Origin of the sequence: Streptomyces sp. NPDC052016 (genome assembly GCF_044548445.1) — a bacterium.
GTDB lineage: Bacteria > Actinomycetota > Actinomycetes > Streptomycetales > Streptomycetaceae > Streptomyces.
This window is the reverse complement of record NZ_JBIUBX010000005.1, coordinates 184831-199884: the sequence shown is the minus strand read 5'-3', so window position 1 is coordinate 199884 and position 15054 is coordinate 184831. Positions and strand designations below refer to the sequence as shown.

14 protein-coding genes and 2 pseudogenes are annotated in these 15054 nt (G+C 73.0%); 6 read left to right on the top strand and 10 right to left on the bottom strand.

All coding sequences use genetic code 11. From position 1 onward, the window contains the following. Window positions 1–4: 4 nt before the first annotated feature. Together ACIHAR_RS08940 and ACIHAR_RS08935 are read right to left on the bottom strand one after the other, a co-directional pair. The gene (locus ACIHAR_RS08940) at window positions 5–1360 is read right to left on the bottom strand and encodes an NAD(P)/FAD-dependent oxidoreductase (RefSeq protein ID WP_400018099.1); all 1356 of its coding nucleotides are present in this window, start codon (window positions 1358–1360) and stop codon (window positions 5–7) included. A gap of 309 nt (window positions 1361–1669) precedes the next feature. Further along, window positions 1670–2464, bottom strand: a complete 795-nt coding sequence (locus tag ACIHAR_RS08935) for an SDR family oxidoreductase (RefSeq protein ID WP_365457515.1) — start codon at window positions 2462–2464, stop codon at window positions 1670–1672. Between the two features lie 203 nt (window positions 2465–2667). On the opposite strand from ACIHAR_RS08935, the gene ACIHAR_RS08930 reads away from it, so the two are divergent. Beyond that, on the top strand, window positions 2668–3927 hold the full coding sequence (locus ACIHAR_RS08930) for a hypothetical protein (RefSeq protein ID WP_400018096.1): 1260 nt from the start codon (window positions 2668–2670) through the stop codon (window positions 3925–3927). Between the two features lie 39 nt (window positions 3928–3966). Here ACIHAR_RS08930 and ACIHAR_RS08925 read toward each other — a convergent pair whose 3' ends face one another. After that, on the bottom strand, window positions 3967–4677 hold the full coding sequence (locus ACIHAR_RS08925) for a maleylpyruvate isomerase N-terminal domain-containing protein (protein ID WP_400018094.1): 711 nt from the start codon (window positions 4675–4677) through the stop codon (window positions 3967–3969). 398 nt (window positions 4678–5075) lie between these two features. Here ACIHAR_RS08925 and ACIHAR_RS08920 point away from each other — a divergent pair. The 5 genes and pseudogenes from ACIHAR_RS08920 to tgmB form a co-directional block, all read left to right on the top strand. After that, a pseudogene (locus ACIHAR_RS08920) lies at window positions 5076–5321 on the top strand ((2Fe-2S)-binding protein); the annotation flags it as partial. Window positions 5322–5323: 2 nt separating this feature from the next. Further along, window positions 5324–5773, top strand: a pseudogene (locus ACIHAR_RS08915) (molybdopterin cofactor-binding domain-containing protein); the annotation flags it as partial. 113 nt (window positions 5774–5886) lie between these two features. Then, a complete protein-coding gene (locus ACIHAR_RS08910; RefSeq protein ID WP_388752667.1) occupies window positions 5887–6168 on the top strand; it encodes a DUF1232 domain-containing protein in 282 nt (93 codons plus the stop codon). A gap of 234 nt (window positions 6169–6402) precedes the next feature. Beyond that, complete coding sequence (gene tgmA / locus ACIHAR_RS08905; protein ID WP_055632657.1) at window positions 6403–6594, top strand: putative ATP-grasp-modified RiPP; 192 nt, start codon at window positions 6403–6405, stop codon at window positions 6592–6594. A gap of 15 nt (window positions 6595–6609) precedes the next feature. Further along, window positions 6610–7596, top strand: coding sequence for an ATP-grasp ribosomal peptide maturase (gene tgmB, locus ACIHAR_RS08900; RefSeq protein ID WP_365457494.1), 987 nt, complete (start codon window positions 6610–6612; stop codon window positions 7594–7596). A gap of 19 nt (window positions 7597–7615) precedes the next feature. On the opposite strand, the gene ACIHAR_RS08895 is transcribed toward tgmB, so the two are convergent. The 7 genes from ACIHAR_RS08895 to ACIHAR_RS08865 form a co-directional block, all read right to left on the bottom strand. After that, on the bottom strand, window positions 7616–7897 hold the full coding sequence (locus ACIHAR_RS08895) for a DUF5133 domain-containing protein (RefSeq protein ID WP_365457491.1): 282 nt from the start codon (window positions 7895–7897) through the stop codon (window positions 7616–7618). A 121-nt stretch (window positions 7898–8018) separates the two neighbouring features. Further along, the gene (locus tag ACIHAR_RS08890) at window positions 8019–9788 is read right to left on the bottom strand and encodes an ABC transporter ATP-binding protein (RefSeq protein WP_400018090.1); all 1770 of its coding nucleotides are present in this window, start codon (window positions 9786–9788) and stop codon (window positions 8019–8021) included. 192 nt (window positions 9789–9980) lie between these two features. Continuing rightward, entirely contained in the window at window positions 9981–11258 is a 1278-nt protein-coding gene (locus ACIHAR_RS08885) for an ABC transporter substrate-binding protein (protein ID WP_365457485.1), read from the bottom strand. After that, window positions 11255–12382, bottom strand: coding sequence for a branched-chain amino acid ABC transporter permease (locus ACIHAR_RS08880; RefSeq protein ID WP_400018088.1), 1128 nt, complete (start codon window positions 12380–12382; stop codon window positions 11255–11257). Before ACIHAR_RS08880 ends, ACIHAR_RS08885 begins: the two co-directional genes overlap by 4 nt. After that, window positions 12375–13271 carry a branched-chain amino acid ABC transporter permease gene (locus ACIHAR_RS08875; protein WP_365457479.1) on the bottom strand — a complete coding sequence of 299 codons (897 nt, stop codon included), beginning with the start codon at window positions 13269–13271 and terminating at the stop codon, window positions 12375–12377. Before ACIHAR_RS08875 ends, ACIHAR_RS08880 begins: the two co-directional genes overlap by 8 nt. Then, entirely contained in the window at window positions 13268–14155 is an 888-nt protein-coding gene (locus ACIHAR_RS08870) for an ABC transporter ATP-binding protein (RefSeq protein WP_400018233.1), read from the bottom strand. The genes ACIHAR_RS08875 and ACIHAR_RS08870 overlap by 4 nt, the downstream gene beginning before the upstream one ends. A gap of 101 nt (window positions 14156–14256) precedes the next feature. Further along, complete coding sequence (locus ACIHAR_RS08865; RefSeq protein ID WP_400018085.1) at window positions 14257–15039, bottom strand: ABC transporter ATP-binding protein; 783 nt, start codon at window positions 15037–15039, stop codon at window positions 14257–14259. Window positions 15040–15054 lie beyond the last annotated feature (15 nt).

The window sequence follows — 15054 nt, the reverse complement described above, 5'->3', positions numbered from 1 at the left end:
GTGCTCATGCCGCCGTGCGGTCACTGGCCTCCCGTCCACCGGACTCCTGCTGCGCACCGCCCGCGACGAACGCGTCGCGCGGATGCTGAACGGAGGCGAGGGAGACCAGGTCCCGGCCGAACAGGGCGGCGGTCAGCCAGACGGCCAGCACGCGGATCTTGCGTTCCCAGGTCGGTACGGCGAGGACGTGGTAGCCCCGGTGCATCAGCCAGGCGGGCAGTCCCTTGATGACGAGGCGCTTGTACTGGAAGATGCCCCGCCCCAGTCCCAGCGTCGCCACCACCCCGAGACTGCTGTGCCGGTAGTCGCGCACCCTCCCCCCGTGCAGGTCGGCCGCGATGTTCTTCGCGAGGCGCTTGCCCTGCCGCACGGCGTGCTGGGCGTTCGGCACCGTGCGCGCCCCGGGCACCGGGGAAGCCAGGTCCGGTACGGCCGCGTCGTCGCCGGCCGCCCACACGTCCGGCACGGGCTCGTCCGCGGTGCCCACGCGGAGATCGGGGCGGACCACGAGCAGGCCCCGCTCGTCGACCGGCAGGTCGGTGTGATTGTGCACGACCGGGTTCGAGGCGTTGCCCGCGGTCCAGACGATCAGTGCCGAGTCGAACTCCTCTCCGTCCGACAACACGACGTGGCCGTCCTCGGCGGAGACGAGCTGTGTGTTCAGGTGGACGCGCGCGCCACGGCGTTCCAGCGAACGCACCACCCACGCACCGGGCTCGTCCCCCACCTCCGGCAGGATGCGTCCGCGGGCCTCGACCAGGTGGAAGGACAGGTCGTCCATGCTCAGCTCCCGATAGGACTTGAGCAACGCCGTCGCCAGCGACAGCAGTTCACCGAATCCCTCCACGCCGGAGAACCCGCCGCCCACGAACGTGACGGTGAGCAGCCTTCGCCGTTCGGCGCCGGGCGGCAGGGACGCCGCCTGGTCGAACGCGGTCATCAGCCGGTCGCGGATGGCGACCGCCTCCTCCACGTGCTTCAGGCCGATCGCCTCCTGCGCCAGCCCCGGTATCGGGAAGGTGCGCGTCACCGCGCCGGCGGTGACCACGAGGGTGTCGTAGGAGAGTTCGTAGTCGGCACCGCTCGCCGGGCGGACGGTGACCGAACGGTCCGCGTGGCGGATCTCGACCGCGCTCCCCGCGATCAACCGGGTCCTGCGCAGGTGCCGGCGCAACGACACCGCCGCGTGTCGTGCCTCGACCGATCCGGCCGTCACCTCCGGCAGGAAGGGCTGGTAGGTCATGTAGGGACGCGGGTCGACGACCGTGATGCGCGCCTCGTCCTCACACAGCGTCTTCTCGAGGCCCCACGCGGTGTAGAAGCCCGCGTAGCCGCCGCCGACGATCAGAATCTCACGCATGGTTCCCTCTGTCTCTCGTCCTGCACCACATAGACAGGAGGGGGCGCGACGATGTGACAGGGCCGTCGACGGCGACGGTTGGTCCGCGTCGTCCACGGGGCCCTCAGGCATCGGGCGTTGCCGCGCCGGTGTGACGGCGCGTCCCGCTCGGTCGGTCCGGCGCGGGGACAGGGCCCGCCCCGACGCGGATGGTGGGCGGGCCCTGTCCGCCGGGTCGATTGTCGGTGCCGCGGGCGGACGGGGCCACGAGTGTGCGGAGGCGGACTCGGTGAAGCGCGCACACCCCGTGCGCGTGGATCACACGGGGCGCTACGGCAGCACCGAGTCGACGTATCCGCCGTCGACCCGCAGGGCGCCGCCGGTCGTGGCGGAGGCCAGTGGGGAGCTGAGATAGGCCACCAGGTGGGCGATCTCGTCCGGTTCGATGAGCCGGCGCAGCAGGGACTGGGGGCGGTGCTCCCGCATGAACGCGCGCTGGGCCTCGTCCCAGGGCAGACCGTCGCCGACGAGCTGCCGCACGAACTCCTCCACGCCTTCGGTGTGCGTGGGTCCGGCGATGACGGAGTTGACGGTGACTCCGCTGCCGGCGGCCTCCTTGGCGAAGCCGCGGCTGACCGCGAGCAGCGCGGTCTTCGTCATGCCGTAGTGGATCATCTCGGCCGGGATGACGACGGCGGAGTCGCTCGCGATGTACAGGACGCGTCCCCAGCCCCGTTCCACCATCCGGGGCAGGTACGCGCGCGTGAGCCGTACCCCCGCCAGGACGTTGATCTCGAAGTAGCGCCGCCACTCGTCGTCGGTGATCTCCAGCGCGGGCCGGGGTCCGAAGATCCCGAGGTTGTTCACCAGGATGTCGGCGTCGGGCAGGGCGTCCACCGCGCGGGCCGCGCCCTCCTCGGTGGCGACATCGGCGGCGACCGCCACGAACCGGCCGCCCGGCACCCGGTCCCGCAGCTCCTCGACGCTCTTGTCGAGGCGCCCGGCGTCGCGCCCGTTGACGCCCACCGTCGCTCCCGCGCGGGCCAGGCCGGCGGCGATGGCGGCGCCGATGCCCTGGGAGGAGGCGGTCACGAGTGCGGTACGTCCTTCGAGGTCCAGCTTCATCGGTTCGCTCCCCGGCGGTGCGTGCGGTGCGTGCGGTCGCGCTGGTCGTGCACCCAAGTGCCCGTATCCGCGCGCGTGACGCATGCCGCGGGTGGGAAGGCGCTCCCCAGCGTCCGATGTGCACCGACCCCGCTTGATCACCCACCCGCCGCGACGACGATACTGGCAGTCCCACGTCGTCCCCCGCCCTCCCGAATGGACTCATGCTCACCTCCCCGCCCGTCCCGCCCACGACTCCCTCCACGGTGTGGCTGGCCCGTGGCCGTCACACCGGGCCCGCCGCGCCGGACGTACTGCGCAAGAACCTCCGGTCACTCAAGGACGACGGGACGATCCTGGACTTCCTGGAGGTCCCCGACGACGGCGCCGGCGACGGGGAACTGACCTTCGAAGCCCGGTGGCTGCTGCCCGACGACGTGACGGTGCGCGCCCGGCTGACCCTCGCGGAGTGGTCGGGCCGCGGGCAGGACTGGACGCTGGTCGCGGAGGCGGAGCGGCCGTGGGACCTGCGGGGCCCGTCGCCCGCCGCGATGTTCTGGCCCTGGGAGGCGGACACGCCGTGGGGCCACGAGACGGTCACCGGGCAGCGGTACCTGGACATCAACCCGCTCCCGGCGGACGACAAGGACCTGCGGCGCACCCTGCGCAACGCCTTGCGGGACACCTGGACGATCCACGTCGTGGTGCACGAGGCGATGACTCCGGACGAGCGGGGCCGCCGGTCACTGGTTCCCCTGCTGCCCACCGGTCTGCACCACAGGGTGGTGGAGCACCGTGCGGCGCCCCACCAGCTGCGCACGGTCAACTGGGCGCTGCGGGACCTCGACGTGGAGCTGCCGCGCGGTGGCGCCGTGGTGCTGCCCGGCACGCCCGTCCCAGAGGCGTACGAGGCGGGCGGATTCTCGGTGCGCAGCGTGTTCCTGGACGGCACCCACCCGACCGAGCTGCTGGACGCGGTGACCCGGTTCGCCGTCCTGCCCAAGCCGCTGCCGGAGGGCGGTGAGGCCGCGCTCACCGCGCTGCGGGAGCAGTGGCAGCTGCTGACCCTGGAGGAGGAGCTGGCCCGCGAGCGCCAACTGGTGGCGATGTACGCGGAGGCGCTGGAGGCGATGACGCAGTCCCGGGACCTGTACCGGCAGGCCGCCGAGCAGGCCCACGAGGCGCTGGCCGCCTTCCGGGAGGCGGCCGAGGCCGGCGAACGCCCGCAGCCGCAGCCCAAGCCGGCCGGCTCTCCCTTCCAGCAGCTGGGCCGGACCCTGGGACGGCTCAGGGAGACCGCCAAGGTCCTGCGGCCGGCGCTGCCGACGGGCGACGGCTCCCGCGAGCGGGGCAGCCGGGATCAGCAGGCCACCCGGGTTCCGGACAGCCGGGTTCCGGACAGCCGCGAGCAGGACAGCCCCGAGCAGGACGGTCGGCAGCAGGACGGCACGGACCAGGGCCCGGGGACGGCGACCGGCCACTGACCCGGGGCCGCCGTCCGTGTGCCGGCCGACCCGCGTGCGTCAGCAGAACAACGGCAGCCGCCCGGCGTCCGCGCCCAGCGCACGCCGTTCCTCCCGGGTGAGCGGCGCTCGCCCGGTGGCCGCCCGCGCGTAGTGCTCGTCGCTCCAGTCCACCGGCACCGGACGGCCGAGCAGGCCGTCCAGCGTCTCCCGTACGGCGGCCAGGCCGACGGCCGCGGGGCCGGGCGCGCCGGGCAGCTCGCGGACGAGGTCGAGGTGGTGGACGGCGGCCTCGACGGCGAGGGTGGTGATCAGGTCGCCCGCCGTGAGGACGTGGCCCTGGGTGGAGACCGGCCGTGCCGGGTCCGCCGCTGCCGCCGCCGTGACGGTCGCCGCCGCGGTCTCCAGGTACAGGCCGCGCAACTGGCGGAAGTCGAGGAACATGCTCGCGCTCACCCGGGTCCAGCGCCGCCCGTTCGCCGCGCCGACCGGGTCGGGCGCCCAGTCCCGCCAGTAGGTGACGGCGTCGCGGTCGGGCGGGGCCGAGGCGGGCGTGTGCAGGGCCACCAGTGCGCGCTGGGCGTCCGCCAGGCAGTGGAACAGCAGGTCGCGCACCGCCCATCCGGTGCAGCCGGTGGGCAGCCAGGACTCCTCCTCGTCCAGGGACGCGGCGACCGCGGCGAGGGTGCCGTAGGTCTCGCGCAGCACGAACACCTGGTGTGCCTCGGCCACTCGGGGGGGGGTGGTGCCGGACGTGTGGGGATCGGTCATGCCGGCAGCTTAGGGAAGGTCCCGGACGGGCCGTCGCGGGTTTCCCGTGGCCGCCGTCCCGGGTTCCTCCAGGCCATCCGGGAGTCGTCCGGGCCGCCGTCGCAGGTTCCTCCGCACCCTCCGCAGGTTCCCCGGGCCGCCGTCGCAGGTTCCTCCGCACCATCAGGGGTTCCCCGGGCCGCCGTCCCGGGTTCCTCCGCACCATCAGGGGTTCCCCGGGCCGCCGTCCCGGGTTCCTCCGCACCATCAGGGGTTCCCCGGGCCGCCGTCCCGGGTTCCTCCGGTCCGGTCGCCCAGCGCCGTCCCGTCGTCGGGTTCCGTGCCGGTACGTGTGGTGCGACGCGGACTGGATACGCGGTCCGGACGGCACCACGGATCTTCCGGAAGGGATCCACGACATGGGTAGCGAGCACGGTCCCGCGGGCGGTACCGCCGTACCGCCTCCCCACCGCTCCGACACGACACTGCGCGTCAACGGCGAGCCGCACACCCTCACCGTGGACCACCGGCGGGTCCTGCTGGACGTCCTGCGGGAGGACCTCGACCTCACCGGCGCCAAGAAGGGCTGCGACCACGGGCAGTGCGGTGCGTGCACGGTCCTCGTCGACGGCCGGCGCGTGAACAGCTGCCTGCTGTTCGCGGTCGGGCGCACTTCGCGGAGGTCGCCGTAAACACGGTGACCGGTGAGGTGCGGGTGCGGCGCCTGCTGGGCGTGTACGCGGCGGGGCGCATCCTCAACGCCCGCACCGCCCGCTCGCAGTTCGTCGGCGGCATGACCATGGGCCTGGGCATGGCCCTGACCGAGGGCAGCACCATGGACGCCGCCTTCGGCGACTTCTCCGAGTCCGACCTGGCGTCCTACCACGTGCCCGCGCACGCGGACGTGCCGGACGTCGAGGCGCACTGGGTCGAGGAGGACGACCCGCACCTCAACCCGTTGGGCGGCAAGGGGATCGGCGAGATCGGCATCGTCGGCACGGCCGCAGCCATCGGCAACGCCGTCCACCACGCCACCGGCGTGCGCCTGCGCGAACTGCCCCTGACGCCCGACCGGGTGCTGTCGGGACTGCTGGAGCGCGGTCGGCCATCCGTGTGAGACCGGTGCGATATTCATGCCGCGGAGGGGGAATCCGGGAATCGGAAACGGGGAATTCGATGACCGGGGGAACCACCGGACGCCGCGCGACGACCCGCGCACAGGGAGGGCCCGTGGATGCGACCACCACGCTCATCACCGTCGCGGTGGTGCTGGCGGCTGCGCTGTTCGCCGTGGCCGCCGCCGTGCTGGTACGGCTGGTCCGGGCCCGGCGGGGCCTCAGGCGGGCAGGTCTGCCGACCGGCCCGCGCTGGGTCTTCTGGGGGGCGGTCGCGTACTTCGTCCTCCCTGCCGACGTGCTGCCCGATCCCGTCTACCTCGATGACATCGGTGTCCTGCTGCTCGCCCTGCGCTCCCTGCGACGCGCCCCCGATCGCGCCGGGGTGGCCAACTAGCCGCCCGATAAAGAGTTTTCGTCCTTCTCGAGGCACATCATCCCTGCTCAGCTCCCTGCGCCGCGTCCGAAACCCGGGTTGATCACGGAGAGTGAGGAAACCAACCACCCGTTCGATTCGTATAAGTGACTGACGGTCCGCCTGACGGACCGGAAGTTCGCACCAAGCAGCGGGCCCGAGTGACGTCGCACAGCGGCACCGCTTGATCGAGGCAGTACCGACGAGGGAGAGACGATGCAACCGTTCGCGCTCAACTACGCACGCCCGGCGGCGGAGTTGGAGTTCGCCACTCCGTACGCCTACGACCCAGGACTGCAGTTGAACGTACTCCTCGACGGCCGGGTAGCCGCTCGTGACCACGCGCTGCTGAGAGAACTCGGGACGACGACCTCGACGGCGGGTTCCAAGACTCACTTCGACGACTGAGCACGGGCCGACGCGATGACCGTGCTGATCCTGACCACTCAGGAGGACGTCACGGCGGACATGGTGGTGGTCCACCTGAACGCCTCGGGCGTCCCCGTCGTGCGGCTCGACCCCGCCGACCTGACCCACACCGTCGCGCTCTCCGCGGAGTACGTGCACGGTGCCTTCCGGGGTCACCTGTCGTCCGCCGGGCGACTGGTGAGCCTGGACTCACTGCGGTCCGTCTGGGTCCGCCGGCCCGGTACGGCCGCGGCCCGGGCGCCGGAACCGTCCGCGTGGCTCACGGAGGAGGCCTCGCAGGCGCTGTACGGGATGCTCCGCGGCAGCGGGGCGCGCTGGATGAACCATCCGGACGCGGCCCGGCGGGCCCGGCACAAGCCCTGGCAGCTGCGGCTCGCCCAGCGCAGCGGACTGCCCGTGCCGGCCACGCTGATCACGACGTTCCCGCAGGCGGCGCGGGACTTCGCCGAGCGCTACCCCGACCTGGTGGTCAAGCCGGTGTCCGGGGCGCATCCGCAGGATCCGCCCCGGGCCGTGCCCACCACCCGGGTCCCGCCCGGCGTCGACTTCGCCGCCGTCGCCTACGGTCCGACCCTGCTGCAACGGCGGGTCGCCAAGCGCGCGGACATACGGCTGACCGCGGTGGGCGACCGGCTGCTGGCCGCCCGCAAGGCGACGGCCCCCGACGGCGACCCCGACGTGGTGGACGTGCGTTTCGCGCCCTCCGACGCACCGTGGTGCCCGGCCGAGGTCCCGCCACGCCTCGCCGACGCCGTGCGGACGTATCTACGGGACGCCGAACTGGCCTACGGCGCTTTCGACTTCGCCGAGGACGCCGACGGGACGTGGTGGTTCCTGGAGTGCAACCAGTCGGGACAGTTCGGCTTCGTCGAGGTGGAAACCGGCCAGCCGATCGCCCGCGCCATCGCGGAGTGGCTGACCGGTCCCGGCCCTCAGCGGCATCCCCGGCAGGCGGACCACTGCGGTTCGGCGGTCACCTGAGCCGGGCCGGGGAGCGCGTTCAGACCGCCAGGTACAGTCCGCTCTCCCCGTCCCTCTCACCGTCCTTGTCCTGCTTCGGCACCCGGGCCGCCGGGGGTCGCCGTACCGCGGAGTCGAGCAGGGCGTCCGCGGCCGCGACCGCCTCACGGACGTCGGAGGTGCCCATGAGGACACACAGTGTGTAGGTGACGTCCTCCAACTCGCGGGCGGTCTGCGGACTCTCCCTCTCCGCCTGAGCGATCTTCAGCGACGCGTAGCGGGTCAGCAGCGTTCTGACGGCCTTCGGGTCCGGAACGATCACGAGCGCCCCTCTCTCCAGATGTGGTGCGCAGCGTGTGCCCGGAACCGGGCGATTCATGCCCACGTGAGGCCCGTGTCACTCTCCAGGGGCACGATTTTCGCCACTTGGCCGTCAGCCGGCGTCAGGCGACCTGCCCGCTGTGCAGGGCCGTGTACGCCCCGCCGCGGCGCAGGAGTTCCTCGTGCGAGCCGGTCTCCAGGATCCGGCCGTCCCCCATCACGACGATGCGGTCGGCGCCGCGCACGGTGGACAGGCGGTGCGCCACCACGAAGGTGGTACGGCCGCGCAGCAACCGGGCGAGGGCCTGCTGGACGAGCGCCTCGGAGCGGGTGTCGAGGGCGGACGTGGCCTCGTCCAGGATCAGCACCCTGGGGTCCCTGATCAGGGCGCGGGCGATCGCCAGCCGCTGCTTCTGGCCGCCCGACAGCCGTGCCCCGCGCTCGCCGACCAGCGTGTCCAGGCCCTCGGGCAACCGCTCCACGAACTCCAGGGCGTTGGCGTCCCGCAGGGCCGCGCGGACCGTCTCCTCGTCGGCCTCGTCCTCCATGCCGTAGGCGACGTTCTCGCGGATCGTGCCGTCGAAGAGGATCGACTCCTGGGGCACCACGGACACGAACCGCCGGTAGGTGCGCAGATCCAGCGAGTTCATGTCGGTGCCGTCGAGCAGCAGCCGTCCCGAGGTCGGCCGGATGAAGCCGATGACGAGGTTGAGGACGGTGGACTTGCCCGCGCCGGAAGCGCCCACCAGGGCGACGGTCTCGCCCGGTGCGACGGACAGCGTGAAGTCGCGCACCGCCGGCCGGCCGCTGTCGTACGCGTGCCCGACCCCTTCGAAGGTGACAGCGCCGCGCAGCGCGGTGAGTTCGGCCTTGCCCTCGTTGTCCTCCAGCTCGGGCGCCTGGAGCACCTCGCCGACCGAGCGGACCGACTCCAGGCCCTTGGTGATGACCGGGGCGAGGCCGGCGAGCGTGGTGGTGGAGTTGGTGAGGGTGGTCAGGAAGGCGCTGAGCATGACGACGTCACCCGGGGTGACGCCCCACACCTCGTAGTAGGAGATCAGCGCGGCGCCGGTCAGGACGAGCACCCCGACGACGTTGAGGACGACCCAGGCGATCGAACCGAAGCGGCCGTTGACGAGGTCCAGGCGCATCCCGGAGGTCAGCAGCCGGTGCAGGGTGCCGTCCATGCGGCGCAGCGCCTTGCGCTCCAGGCCGTGCGCACGGGTGACCGGAATCAGCCGGGTCATCTCCGTCACGCGTGAGGAGAGGGTCTCGACCTCGTGGCGGAAGTGCTCGTTGTGGGTGCGCAGCCGGGACCTGAGGCGGGCCACGACGAACGCGGCGGCGGGCACGACGACCAGGAAGACGGGCACGAACTCCGGTGTGCGCAGGGCGATGATGATCAGGCCGCCGGTGAGGACGGTCAGCGCGCCGAGCCCGTTCTCCGCGGTCTGCTGCACCATCTGCTCCACGGCCTCGACGTCCCGCACCACCTTGGCCTGCAGGACTCCGGCGCTGACCCGGGAGTGGTAGCCGATGGACAGTTGCTGCATGCGGGTGCACAGCGCCGAGCGCAGGGTGGTGCCCATGCGGCGGACGCTGCCGTACAGGAGGCGGACGTAGAGCAGGTGCAGCGGGTAGTTGACGACCAGGATGAACAGGATGACGCCGGTGCTCGTCCACAGCCGGCCGATGGGCTGGTGCTGGACGACGGTGTCGATGAGGGACGCGGTGATCAGCGGCAGCAGCCAGACGGGGCTGTGCTTGACGGTGAAGACGACGACCGCGCCGGCCAGTCGGTACCGGTCGGCGCGGAACAGGTAGGCGAGTGTGCGGATCGGGTGTTCGTCCCGGTAGCGATGGTCGAGCGGTCTGTCGAGCGACGACGCCATCGGCGGTGTTCCTCCCCAGGTGCCGGATGAAGGTCTTCCGGGCTGTCGCGGGCACACAGGAAGTCCGGTGCGCCGGAAGGTGGTTGCGGCGCACCGGACTCACTCGCTCAAGCCTGGCCCGGACCGTCGTCGGAGGTCCAACGCAAGAAAGCGAACGCATTCAGCAGTGGGGGCGCTGAATCGGGGCGGGTGTCAGGAGCGGGACTTCAGGTACTCCTCCACTCCCGGCGCGCGGTGCGCGTCCTCGACGCCGACCAGCCCGCCGGTCGCCTTCGCGTCGGGCTTGAGCACGTACGTCGACAGGGCGGCGGGCCGGGAGACGTCCGAGAAGTCCTGGGGGGTGCCGAGGCCGGTGTCGGCGTTCTTCTGCGAGCGGTGCGTCTTGACCAGGTCCTCGCGGGCGAGGCTGCCGGCCTGGCAGGCCTTCTCCAGGTCGGCGCCCAGCAGATGGGCCGCGTTGTAGCCCGACAGGACGCCGGAGTCGACCTGCGAGCCGGGGTACTTCTTCTCGTAGGCGGTGACCATGTGCTGCACGCCGGGGATGTCGGAGCTGACGGCCGGCGCGGCGCTGACCACGTGCAGCATGGCCGTCAGGGCCGGCGCGGCGGGGGTCTTCATGAGCTGCGGGGCGAATCCGGGGGCGCTGCTGACGACGGGGACGCGCAGGCCGCGGGAGGCGGCGACGCCGACCAGGGAGGCCGTCTGCGCGGGTCCGGCGCTGATCAGGACCGCCTTGACGCCCGCCTTGCGCAAGGCCGTGACCTGCGCGGACAGGTCCGTGTCGGTCGCCTTGATCTTCTGGGCGACGACCTTCAGTCCGGCCTTCTCGGCGGCCCAGGTGGAGCCTTCGAGCGCGTTGGCGCCGTAGTCGCCCTCGAAGTAGACGTGACCGATGGTGTCGCCCCCGGTGAGGCCCTTGGTGCGGGTCAGGAAGTCCACCGCGGCGATCATGTCGACGTCGTAGGTGGTGCCGAGCACCTGGATGGGGTCCTTGCCCAGCAGGGAGGCCGCCCAGGCCTGCGGGAAGGTGAGCAGTTCGTCGCGTTCGATGTCGTCGAGGAGGGCCGCGACGACGGGCGATCCGATGACCTGGGGCAGGGCGACGACGTCCGGGGCGATGTCGGCGTAGGCGGTGACGGCCTTCTGCACGTCGTAGCCGTGGTCCTTGACGACGATCTCGACCTTGCGGCCGCAGATGCCGCCGTCCGCGTTGGTCTCGTCCGCCCACATCTGCTGCGCCTGCACGATGCTCTTGCCGAGCGTGGCGTAGGGGCCGGTGAGATCGGTGAGGGCACCGAGCCGGATGGTCTTAGCGCTCACGCCCGGCCCGGACTTGACGCCGTCGGCGGCGTCGGAGGTGCTGCCGCCGTCGGCCTTGGAGCTGCAGCCGGTGGCGGCGATCAGCAGCGCGGAGAGGGCCGCGGCGAGGGCGGTGCCGGAGGTGCGGTGCCTGCGGTGCTCGATGTTCACGGGGTGGGCTCCTTGGCTCGTGCGGGTGAGGCGGGTGAGGCGGGCGGCCGGGGCGCGGGTGCGCCGTCCGGGGGCGGGGCGGGGCGCAGTCGGGCGCGGACGCGGCGGGTCAGGCCGTGCAGTCCGTCGGGCGCGTACAGCAAGACGAGGACGATGGCCGCGCCGTAGAGGTAGCGGGCCGCCTCGGTCGGGCCGACCGCGCCCTCGCCCCCCGCTCCGGGGGCGGTGACCAGGGGCAGTTGGTCGGCGTAGCGGGTCATCAGCAGGGGCAGCGCGGTGACGAAGACGGCGCCCGCGGTGGCGCCGGCGACGGAGCCGAGCCCGCCGATGACGATCATGGCGAGGTAGTCCACGGAGAGGGCCAGGCCGAAGTAGTCCGGCACGACCCTGCGGAAGGAGAGGGCGAGCAGAACGCCGGCCAGTCCGGCGTACATCGAGGAGACCACGAAGGCCGCCGAGCGGTGGCGGGCGACGTTCACGCCCAGCACGGCCGCCGCGGTCTCGCTGTCGCGCACGGCGGCCAGGGCGCGTCCGGGGCGACCGCGCAGCAGGCCGCGCGCGGTGAACCAGGTGAACGCGAACAGCGCGAGGCCGAGGTACCACAGCCGTTCCTCCGCGCCGAACGGCACGCCGAGGACGACGAGTTCGGGGTCGTCGGCGGTGAACCCGAACCCGCCCAGGGTGAGCGGCGGGACGGAGCGGCCGTTGAAGCCGCCGGTGACCGAGTCGGCCGTCAGCAGCACATGGTGGCCGAGGAAGACCAGCGCGAGGGTGGCGACGCCCAGGTAGATGCCGCGCACCCGTCCGGCGACGGGGCTGAACAGGCCGCCCGCGGCGCCGGCCAGCAGCACGGCCAGGACGGCGGCGAGGGCCGGGGGCAGCGCCGGTCCGGGCTCGCCGGCCAGCCACGTGTAGCCGTAGGCGCCCACGGCGAGGAAGAAGGCGTGGCCGAGGGAGAGTTGGCCCGCGGTGCCGGAGAGCAGGCCGAGGCCGACGGCGCCGATCGCGGCGGCCATCGAGAACAGGCCGATGCGCAGCCAGAAGGCGTCCAGGTAGAAGGGCAGGGCGCACAGGACGAGCGCGGGCAGCAGGAGGCGGACCGTCCTCCGGATCGGTTCAGACACGGACCGCTCCCTTCCCGCCGAACAGTCCGGTGGGCCGCACCAGCAGGACGACGACCATCACGGCGTACGGCGCGACGTCGCCGAATCCCTCGCCGAGGACGTGGAGTTCGGACTGGTAGCCCGCGGCGAGCGCCTCGGTCAGGCCGATGATCAGGCTGCCCGCGAGGGCGCCGGGCGGGGACGCCATGCCGCCGAGGATCGCCGCCGGGAACGCCTTGAGGGCGATCTGGCCGGTGGTGCGTTCCAGGCCGGGCGCCGGGAACGCGGCGAGGAACACGGCGGCGAGGGCGGCCAGGGCGCCGGCCAGGCACCAGGCCAGCATGCGCACGCGGCTGAGCCGTACGCCCATGAGGGCGGCCGCCTCCACGTCCTCGGCCGCGGCCCGCAGGGACAGCCCCCACGGCGTGAACCGGAACGCGGCGAAGACCGCGCCGATGACGACGGCGGAGACCACGATGGCGGCGAGCCGGCTGTCGGCGACGGTCACCGGACCGAGGGCGGTCACCGAGTCGCCCCAGGGGTCGCCCAGGGTGAGCAGGTCGCCGCCGATGCGCCGGGCCAGGTCGGTCAGCAGCACGATGTCCACGCCGATGGTGACGATCGTCTGCACGTGGGCGGCCTTCGGGTCGGGGTCGCCGCGTTGGAGAAGCAGCCGGTCCAGGGCTCCGGCGACGGCCGCGGTCGCCAGGACGGCCACCGCGAGGGCGCCGGCGAACCCAAGGTCGTCGTGGAGGACGGCGACGAGGTAGCCGCCGAACAGGAGCAGCGAGCCGTGGGCGAAGCTCAGGACGCCCGACGCCTTGAAGATGACGACGAAGCCGAGGGCGACGAGGGCGTAGACGGCGCCCAGGGCGAGGCCGTTGAGGAGGGTGTCGAGGAAGGTCGTCATCGGGCGTCCTCCTCGGCGGCCGCGGTGCTCGTGGCGCCCTCGGTGTTCTCTTCGGCGGCGGCCGTGCTCGTGGCGCCCTCGGTGCTCTCTTCGGCGGCGGCCGTGCTCGCGGCGCCTTCGGTGTCCTCCTCGGGTGCTCCGCTGCCGAGGTAGGCGCGCAGGACCTCCGGGTGGCGGCGGATCTCCTCGGGGGTGCCGTGGGCGAGGAGGCGGCCGAAGTCGAGGACGGTGACCTCGTCGGCGAGACGCATGACCAGTCCCATGTCGTGCTCCACGAGCAGGACGGAGAGGCCCAGCCGCTCGCGGACGGTCCGCACGACCTCCGCCGTGCGGGCGCGTTCGGCGCCGTTCATGCCGGCCACGGGCTCGTCGAGCAGGAGGACGCGCGGTTCCAGGCAGAGGGCGCGGGCCAGCTCGACCCGCTTGCGGTCGCCGTACGACAGCAGGGCCACGGGGGTGTCGAAGTGGTCGGCGAGGCCGGTGAGTTCGGCGATCTCGCGGACCTTCTCGAGGTGCTCGCGCTGTTCGCGTACGGCGCTCGGCAGGCGCAGGGCGCTCGCGGCGAAGCCGGCGCGGGAGAGGGCGTGCCGGCCGAGCATCAGGTTGTCGGCGACCGTGCCCTCGGTGGTGACGATGTTCTGGAAGGTGCGGGCGACCCCCTGTGCGGCGATCCGGTGCGGGGCGAGCCCCGTGAGTTCGGTGTCGCCGAGCAGGACCTGCCCCGCGGCTGGGCGGTACAGGCCGGACAGGACGTTGAAGCAGGTGGACTTGCCGGCGCCGTTGGGCCCGATGAGGGCGTGCACGGAACCCGGCGCGACGGTGAACGAGACACCGTCGAGGGCGGTGAGGCCCGCGAAGCGCACGGTGACGTCACGGACCCGCAGCGCGGGGGGCGGTGCCGGGCGGCGGTCGGTGAGCGAGCCGCCGGAGCGGCCCGGCGTCCGGCCGGTGGGGCGGAGTGTCGTGCGGCCGGTGGGGCGGATGTTCACGCGGCCCCCTGGTCGCCGGCGGTGTCGCCGAGGTAGAGGCGGCGTACGGCGTCGGTGCGCGCGAGGTCGTCGGCGGGGCCGGACAGCCGCATCTCGCCCACGTCGAGGACGTAGGCGTGGTCGGCGAGGGAGAGCGCCATCCCGGCGTTCTGTTCGACGAGCAGGACGGCCGTGCCCTGCTGGTTGATCTCGCGGATCACCTCGGCGATCCGGAAGACCATGCGCGGGGCCAGGCCCAGGGAGGGCTCGTCGAGCAGGAGCAGGCGCGGGGCGGCCATCAGGGCGCGGCCGATGGCGAGCATCTGCTGTTCGCCCCCGGACAGGAGACCGGCCGCCTGGCGGCTGCGCTCCGCGAGCACCGGGAAGAGGCCGTAGACCCGGTCACGGGCCTCCTGCACCTGGGCGGGCCGGCGGCGGCCGAGGCCGAGGCCGCCGCTGCGCAGGTTCTCCTCGACGGTGAGACCGGCGAAGACCCGTCGTCCTTCGGGGACCTGGACGACGCCCGCCCGGACCGCGGCGACCGGATCGCGTCCGTCGAGGGTCGTGTCGCCGTAGCGGGCGCGGCCGGCGGTGACGGTGCCGCGGTGCAGGCGCAGGGTGCCCGAGAGGGCCCGCAGCAGCGTGGACTTGCCGGCGCCGTTCGCGCCGAGCAACGCCACCACCGCGCCGTGCGGGACGGTCAGGGACACGGAGCGCAGGGCTGACAGGGCCCGCCCGTACGTCACGTCCAGGCCTTCGACGTGCAGCGCGGGCGGGTCCTGCTGGGGTGTTTCCGGCATCGCGGCTCCTCGGGT

Bases quoted from the DNA above. Each gene is read 5' to 3' on its own strand.
- ACIHAR_RS08930 (WP_400018096.1), top strand. From the start codon at position 2,668: ATGCTCACCTCCCCGCCCGTCCCGCCCACGACTCCCTCCACGGTGTGG.
- ACIHAR_RS08925 (WP_400018094.1), bottom strand. From the start codon at position 4,677: ATGACCGATCCCCACACGTCCGGCACCACCCCCCCCCGAGTGGCCGAG.
- tgmA (WP_055632657.1), top strand. From the start codon at position 6,403: ATGCAACCGTTCGCGCTCAACTACGCACGCCCGGCGGCGGAGTTGGAG.
- ACIHAR_RS08875 (WP_365457479.1), bottom strand. From the start codon at position 13,271: ATGACGACCTTCCTCGACACCCTCCTCAACGGCCTCGCCCTGGGCGCC.
- ACIHAR_RS08865 (WP_400018085.1), bottom strand. From the start codon at position 15,039: ATGCCGGAAACACCCCAGCAGGACCCGCCCGCGCTGCACGTCGAAGGC.
- ACIHAR_RS08940 (WP_400018099.1), bottom strand. From the start codon at position 1,360: ATGCGTGAGATTCTGATCGTCGGCGGCGGCTACGCGGGCTTCTACACC.
- tgmB (WP_365457494.1), top strand. From the start codon at position 6,610: ATGACCGTGCTGATCCTGACCACTCAGGAGGACGTCACGGCGGACATG.
- ACIHAR_RS08935 (WP_365457515.1), bottom strand. From the start codon at position 2,464: ATGAAGCTGGACCTCGAAGGACGTACCGCACTCGTGACCGCCTCCTCC.
- ACIHAR_RS08890 (WP_400018090.1), bottom strand. From the start codon at position 9,788: ATGGCGTCGTCGCTCGACAGACCGCTCGACCATCGCTACCGGGACGAA.